Consider the following 6,254-nt stretch of genomic DNA (forward strand, 5'->3'; position numbering starts at 1 on the left):
CCCCATGTTCGAATGTCTTAATAGAAAAGCTGGAGTTGGGATATCTAGTATTCTGTCTATTTTCTATCTGTTCAAAAAGTGATGATAAAGTTGATTTACCGCTGCCATTCCAACCATATATTAAATTCAACCGTCCAAAATCTTTTGCATCCCTTTTAATATAGTTTCTGAAGATTCCGTAGTCTCTAAGTAAGTCGATACTTTGCATCATAAATAGTACCCTTAAGTTATTATGTACACATCCATTTGCTGATAAGATCATTACTCATAAAAAATACTCTATTCCGCATTTGAAACGCCATTACTTTATGATTCAAAACTTCTTATATGACATCGAACAGCCATTGTCGCAGTGGATTCTTGTCACGATATTAGCGTCTCCAGAGCTAATGTTTGCATGCTCCATACCCCAAACTAACAATCAACTAATAAAAAAAAGGGGCTTCCGCCCCTTTATTATCTACCGCCCCACCAGCAATTGGTTATATCACCCCTGCTTCGCCGTCAGCTCCGCAATCCTGACAATCACCGCTACCGCTTTTTCCATCCCTTCCAGCGTCACAAACTCGTGTTTGCCGTGGTAGTTATAGCCGCCGGTGAACAGGTTCGGGCAAGGCAAACCTTTAAATGACAACTGTGCGCCATCGGTGCCGCCGCGAATTGGTTTCAGAATAGGTTCTATATCGCAATCGCGCATCGCCTGCTGTGCCACGTCCACAATGTAAGGGTGCTCAGCAACTTTCTCGCGCATGTTGTAATAACTGTCGTCGATAACCAGCTCAATGTAGCAATCCGGATGTAATCCTTTACCCACTTTTTTGGCGATATCCATCATCTTGCGTTTACGCGCTTCGAACTGTTCGCGGTCAAAATCGCGGATGATGTAGTGCATTTCTGCACGGTCAACCGACCCTTTCATGCCATGAAGATGATAAAAACCTTCGTAGCCTTCAGTGCATTCAGGGCTTTCATTAGCCGGCACTTCAGCATGAATGCGGGCGGCAAGCGAAAGCGCGTTGACCATCACCCCTTTCGCAGAACCAGGGTGAACATTGTTGCCGACGATCTTGATAGTCACTGAGGCTGCGTTGAAGTTCTCACACTCCAGCTCACCGACTCCACCGCCATCTACGGTATATGCCCACTGAGCATCGAATGCTTCAACGTCAAAGTGTTTAGCACCTTTGCCGACTTCTTCATCTGGCGTGAAAGCCACTCGAATATCACCGTGCGGAACATTTTTCTCTTTCATTACCGCAAGTGCCGTCATGATTTCGGCAACACCGGCTTTATCGTCAGCGCCAAGTAGCGTTTTACCATCGGTGGTAATCAGCGTTTGCCCCAGCAACTGGTGCAGCACAGGGAACATCACTGGTGACAGCACTTCATCACCAATCCCCAGCGCGATGTCGCCACCGCGATAATTTTCTACAATTTGTGGATTGACGTTTTTACCTGAAAAATCAGGCGCGGTATCTACGTGGGAGATAAAGCCGATGGCAGGGACTTTTTTATCCACATTAGACGGTAGCGTCCCCATCACGGTGCCATGATCGCCTAGCGTCACATTCACCAAACCCATCTCTTCCATTTGCTCTTTCAGTAACCGCAACAACTTCCACTGCCCTTCGGTGCTGGGAACTTGTTTTACGCCGGATTTGGACTGTGTATCCAAAGAGACATAATGTAAGAATCGGTCAAGTAATTTATCCATGTCGCTATCCTCAATTTTTGTGACTTCATTATCAGTAAGCCACAAATGCAAATATTGCGTCAGGTCACTTTTAACCTACCAGAGATGAAAATAGTCACGAATGTAATGCAATGCGAGCGGATTTGGTGTTTGCTGCTTGAATACCAATCAAATTCAAACGGCTGAAAGGCAGCAAGCATTGGCGATTTCAATGCTTTGCCGTAGAATGCTTGCCCTTACTCAACGTGCAAAAACCGCAAGGTGGTTAATCACAAACCCCGCATCAGCCCGCAATTTGATGCGTCTTATATGGGACAGCGTAAAAAATTGAAGACACTGCAATGTTCGCTCTCGCCGCTGGTAGAACTGGCAGGCGTAGATAAGAGCTTTGAGGGTAAAACCGTTATTTCTGATTTATCCCTCACCATCAATAATGGTGAATTTCTGACACTCCTTGGCCCTTCCGGCTGCGGCAAAACCACGGTGCTGCGCATCATCGCCGGACTGGAAAGCGCGGATTCTGGCACGATCTCACTTGATGGCCAGGATATCACGCAGGTTCCAGCCGAGCACCGCCACGTCAATACCGTCTTCCAGAGCTACGCGCTGTTTCCTCATATGACCGTTTTTGAAAACGTCGCTTTCGGTTTACGGATGCAGAAAACGCCTGCCGCCGAGATTACCCCACGCGTGACCGAAGCGTTGAAAATGGTGCAGTTAGAGGAATATGCACGACGTTTACCGCATCAGCTTTCTGGTGGCCAGCAACAGCGTGTGGCCATTGCGCGGGCTGTGGTCAATAAACCGCGTCTATTATTGCTTGATGAGTCGCTTTCCGCGCTTGATTACAAATTACGCAAGCAGATGCAGAACGAATTAAAAGCGCTGCAACGCAAACTCGGCATTACTTTCGTATTCGTCACTCACGACCAGGAGGAAGCGTTAACCATGTCCGACCGGATTGTGGTGATGCGTAATGGCCGCATTGAGCAAGACGGCACGCCACGCGAAATTTACGAAGAACCGAAAAACCTGTTCGTGGCGAGCTTTATCGGTGAAATCAACATTTTTGATGCGACTGTTATCGAACGAGTCGATGAACAGCGCGTGCGGGCCTTCGTTGAAGGTCGCGAATGCCACATTTACGCGAGCATGCCGGTTACGGTCGGCCAGCATTTGAAAGTGTTGTTGCGCCCCGAAGATCTGCGTGTGGAAGAAATAAACGATACTCATGTGGCCGATGGTTTAATCGGCTATGTGCGGGAGCGTAACTACAAAGGTATGACGCTGGAATCTAATGTCGAGCTGGAAAACGGCAAAATGGTGATGGTCAGCGAATTCTTCAATGAAGACGACCCTGATTTTGACCACACGCTCGACCAGAAAATGTCGATAAACTGGGTTGAAAGTTGGGAGGTCGTGCTAGCAGATGAAGAGCTCGCGTAAATTCCAGAACGTTGTGATCGCCACTGTCGTCGGTTGGCTGGTGCTGTTCGTGTTCCTGCCCAATCTGATGATCATCGGCACCAGTTTCCTGACCCGTGATGACGCTAATTTCGTCAGCATGGTTTTCACTCTGGATAATTACACCCGGCTTGCTGACCCTTTATATGCACAGGTGTTGCTGCACTCGCTCAATATGGCGGTGATTGCTACCCTCGCCTGCCTGGTGTTGGGTTATCCGTTTGCCTGGTTCCTTGCGCGATTACCGGAACGTGTGCGCCCTTTATTGTTGTTTTTGCTGATCGTTCCCTTCTGGACCAACTCATTAATTCGTATCTACGGGCTGAAAATTTTCCTCAGCACCAAAGGGGTTATGAATGAGTTTTTGCTGTGGCTTGGGGTGATTGATACGCCGATTCGTATCATGTACACCGAAAGCGCCGTCATCCTTGGCCTGGTGTATATCCTGCTACCATTTATGGTAATGCCACTGTACTCGAGCATTGAAAAGCTCGATAAACCGCTGCTGGAAGCGGCGCGTGATTTAGGTGCCAGCAAACTACAAACCTTTATCCGCATTATTATTCCGCTCACCATGCCGGGCATTATTGCCGGGTGCTTGTTAGTGATGCTGCCCGCGATGGGGCTGTTTTACGTTTCCGACTTAATGGGTGGCGCGAAAAACCTGCTGATTGGTAACGTCATAAAAAGCCAGTTCCTGAACATCCGCGACTGGCCATTTGGCGCGGCGACCAGCATTACCCTCACGCTGGTGATGGGCCTGATGCTGCTGATTTACTGGCGTGCCGCCAGTTTGCTGAATAAGAAGGTGGAATTAGAATGATCGGTCGCCTGCTCCGTGGCGGCTTTATGAGCGCCATCTACGCGTATTTGTACATCCCGATTATCATTTTGATCGTCAATTCGTTTAACAGTTCGCGTTTCGGTATTAACTGGCAAGGCTTTACGGGCAAGTGGTATAGCCTGCTGATGAACAACGACAGTCTGCTGCAAGCCGCTCAACACTCGCTGACGATGGCGGTGGTTTCCGCCACGGTGGCAACGCTGATTGGCTCGCTGACTGCCGTGGCGCTGTATCGCTACCGTTTTCGCGGCAAGCCATTCGTCAGCGGTATGCTATTTGTGGTGATGATGTCGCCTGATATCGTGATGGCGATTTCACTGCTGGTGTTGTTTATGCTGCTCGGCGTTTCGCTTGGCTTTTGGTCGCTGCTGTTTTCACACATCACTTTCTGCCTGCCATTTGTGGTTGTCACCGTCTATTCGCGACTCAAAGGGTTTGATGTACGGATGCTGGAAGCTGCGAAAGATTTAGGTGCCAGCGAAATTACGATTTTGCGCAAGATCCTGATGCCGCTGGCGATGCCTGCGGTAGCCGCGGGTTGGTTGCTCAGTTTTACCCTGTCGATGGATGATGTGGTGGTTTCCTCATTCGTCACTGGGCCAAGTTATGAAATTTTGCCATTGAAAATTTACTCAATGGTGAAGGTCGGCGTTTCACCTGAGGTGAACGCGCTGGCTACTATTCTGTTGGTACTCTCGCTGGTCCTGGTGGTTGCCAGTCAGCTTATTCTTCGTGATAAAACCAAAATTCAGGGGACGTTAAAATGACCAAATGGCCACGCCACCTGCTAGCTGCTAGCGCACTGGTACTGAGTTTCGGCGCTGCACATGCCGATGACAGCAAGACGCTCTATTTCTATAACTGGACCGAGTATGTGCCGCCAGGCCTGCTTGAACAGTTCACCAAAGAAACCGGCATCAAAGTGATTTACTCGACTTACGAGTCGAATGAAACCATGTACGCCAAGCTCAAAACTTATAAAGACGGTGCCTATGATTTAGTGGTGCCATCAACTTACTTTGTGGCGAAAATGCGCAAAGAAGGCATGATCCAGAAGATCGACAAAAGCAAACTGAGCAATTTCAAAAACCTCGATCCTGAAATGCTTAATAAGCCCTTTGACCCGAATAACGATTACTCCATTCCCTATATCTGGGGTGCTACGGCAATTGGCGTAAACAGCGATGCCATCGACCCGAAAACGGTCACCAGTTGGGCAGATTTGTGGAAGCCAGAATACAAGCAAAGTTTGCTGTTGACTGATGATGCACGTGAAGTGTTCCAGGTCGCATTACGCAAACTGGGCTATTCCGGCAACACGACTGACCCGAAAGAGATTGAAGCGGCTTATCACGAACTGCAAAAGCTGATGCCAAACGTGGCAGCTTTCAACTCGGATAACCCAGCCAACCCATTTATGGAAGGCGAAGTGAATCTCGGCATGGTGTGGAATGGTTCTGCGTTTGTTGCCCGCCAGGCTGGCACGCCGCTGGAAATCGTCTGGCCGAAAGAAGGCGGAATTTTCTGGATGGATAACTTGTCTATTCCGGCAAATGCCAAAAACGTAGACGGTGCGTTGAAACTGATTAACTTCTTGCTGCGCCCGGATGTGGCAAAACAGGTCGCAGAAACGATCGGTTACCCGACGCCAAACCTCGAAGCACGTAAGCTGCTGCCAAAAGAAATATCAGGCGATAAGACGCTCTATCCGGATGAAGCAGTGTTGAAAAATGGCGAGTGGCAGAACGATGTCGGCGATGCCAGTGCGATTTATGAGAATTACTTTCAGAAGTTGAAGGCGGGACGCTGAGTTTAGCGTTGATGTATCCCCTCACCCCGGCCCTCTCCCAAAGGAGAGGGAGAACACCCGACGGTCCCTCCGGAGTATCCCCTCTCCTTCAAGGCTGTCTCTTATACACAACTCACCCGGGCATTTTGTCAGGGTGAGACCTGTATGCCTCGTTGATTTTCCGTTCACCCGTGCGTTCTGTTATCTCTTTAATTCCCGAAAACGGTGCACGTATCAAGGGGTTAACGCCAACCCCTTGATAATCCAGGCGCCCGGTCATTAAATTGCCGCTGCGCGGTAAACCCCAGCTTATCCCCAACATCAGCGTCGTTCGCGACTCCCGGCAGCTCAACCCTGACTTATGGGGAACACTGGGGCAATTTATACCGGGAACAAGGTCAAAACCGGCTCGGTGTGGTCTTTGGGTTTTGACGTTGACCTTGTGTTCCGGCTTCAATCGCGCC

The 6,254-nt window shown here is 49.2% G+C and carries 7 protein-coding genes; 4 read left to right on the forward strand and 3 right to left on the reverse strand.

The features are described from left to right. On the reverse strand, positions 1–211 hold a 211-nt coding region (locus MES37_RS22885; protein ID WP_237932702.1), incomplete at its 3' end, for an AAA family ATPase. Positions 212–487: 276 nt separating this feature from the next. Then, positions 488–1,714 carry a peptidase T gene (gene pepT, locus MES37_RS22890; protein WP_232886867.1) on the reverse strand — a complete coding sequence of 409 codons (1,227 nt, stop codon included), beginning with the start codon at positions 1,712–1,714 and terminating at the stop codon, positions 488–490. 288 nt (positions 1,715–2,002) lie between these two features. On the opposite strand from pepT, the gene potA reads away from it, so the two are divergent. The 4 genes from potA to potD are packed head-to-tail and all read left to right on the forward strand — an operon-like array spanning position 2,003 to position 5,811. Next, positions 2,003–3,139: a spermidine/putrescine ABC transporter ATP-binding protein PotA gene (potA, locus tag MES37_RS22895; protein WP_237932703.1), complete on the forward strand. Its 1,137-nt coding sequence runs from the start codon at positions 2,003–2,005 to the stop codon at positions 3,137–3,139. Beyond that, the gene (gene potB, locus MES37_RS22900) at positions 3,123–3,980 is read left to right on the forward strand and encodes a spermidine/putrescine ABC transporter permease PotB (protein WP_064547746.1); all 858 of its coding nucleotides are present in this window, start codon (positions 3,123–3,125) and stop codon (positions 3,978–3,980) included. Before potA ends, potB begins: the two co-directional genes overlap by 17 nt. Then, complete coding sequence (potC, locus tag MES37_RS22905) at positions 3,977–4,768, forward strand: spermidine/putrescine ABC transporter permease PotC (protein ID WP_133522647.1); 792 nt, start codon at positions 3,977–3,979, stop codon at positions 4,766–4,768. Before potB ends, potC begins: the two co-directional genes overlap by 4 nt. Next, positions 4,765–5,811, forward strand: a complete 1,047-nt coding sequence (gene potD, locus MES37_RS22910) for a spermidine/putrescine ABC transporter substrate-binding protein PotD (protein ID WP_237932704.1) — start codon at positions 4,765–4,767, stop codon at positions 5,809–5,811. The genes potC and potD overlap by 4 nt, the downstream gene beginning before the upstream one ends. A gap of 112 nt (positions 5,812–5,923) precedes the next feature. Here the strand turns inward: potD and MES37_RS22915 are convergent. Further along, positions 5,924–6,254 (reverse strand): hypothetical protein (locus MES37_RS22915; protein WP_237932705.1); only part of this gene is annotated, 331 nt, incomplete at its 5' end.

It is taken from the genome of Buttiauxella sp. S19-1 (assembly GCF_022134725.1).
GTDB classification, from domain to species: Bacteria; Pseudomonadota; Gammaproteobacteria; order Enterobacterales; family Enterobacteriaceae; genus Buttiauxella; species Buttiauxella ferragutiae.

Bases quoted from the DNA above. Each gene is read 5' to 3' on its own strand.
- pepT (WP_232886867.1), bottom strand. From the start codon at position 1,714: ATGGATAAATTACTTGACCGATTCTTACATTATGTCTCTTTGGATACA.
- potA (WP_237932703.1), top strand. From the start codon at position 2,003: ATGGGACAGCGTAAAAAATTGAAGACACTGCAATGTTCGCTCTCGCCG.
- potB (WP_064547746.1), top strand. From the start codon at position 3,123: ATGAAGAGCTCGCGTAAATTCCAGAACGTTGTGATCGCCACTGTCGTC.
- potC (WP_133522647.1), top strand. From the start codon at position 3,977: ATGATCGGTCGCCTGCTCCGTGGCGGCTTTATGAGCGCCATCTACGCG.
- potD (WP_237932704.1), top strand. From the start codon at position 4,765: ATGACCAAATGGCCACGCCACCTGCTAGCTGCTAGCGCACTGGTACTG.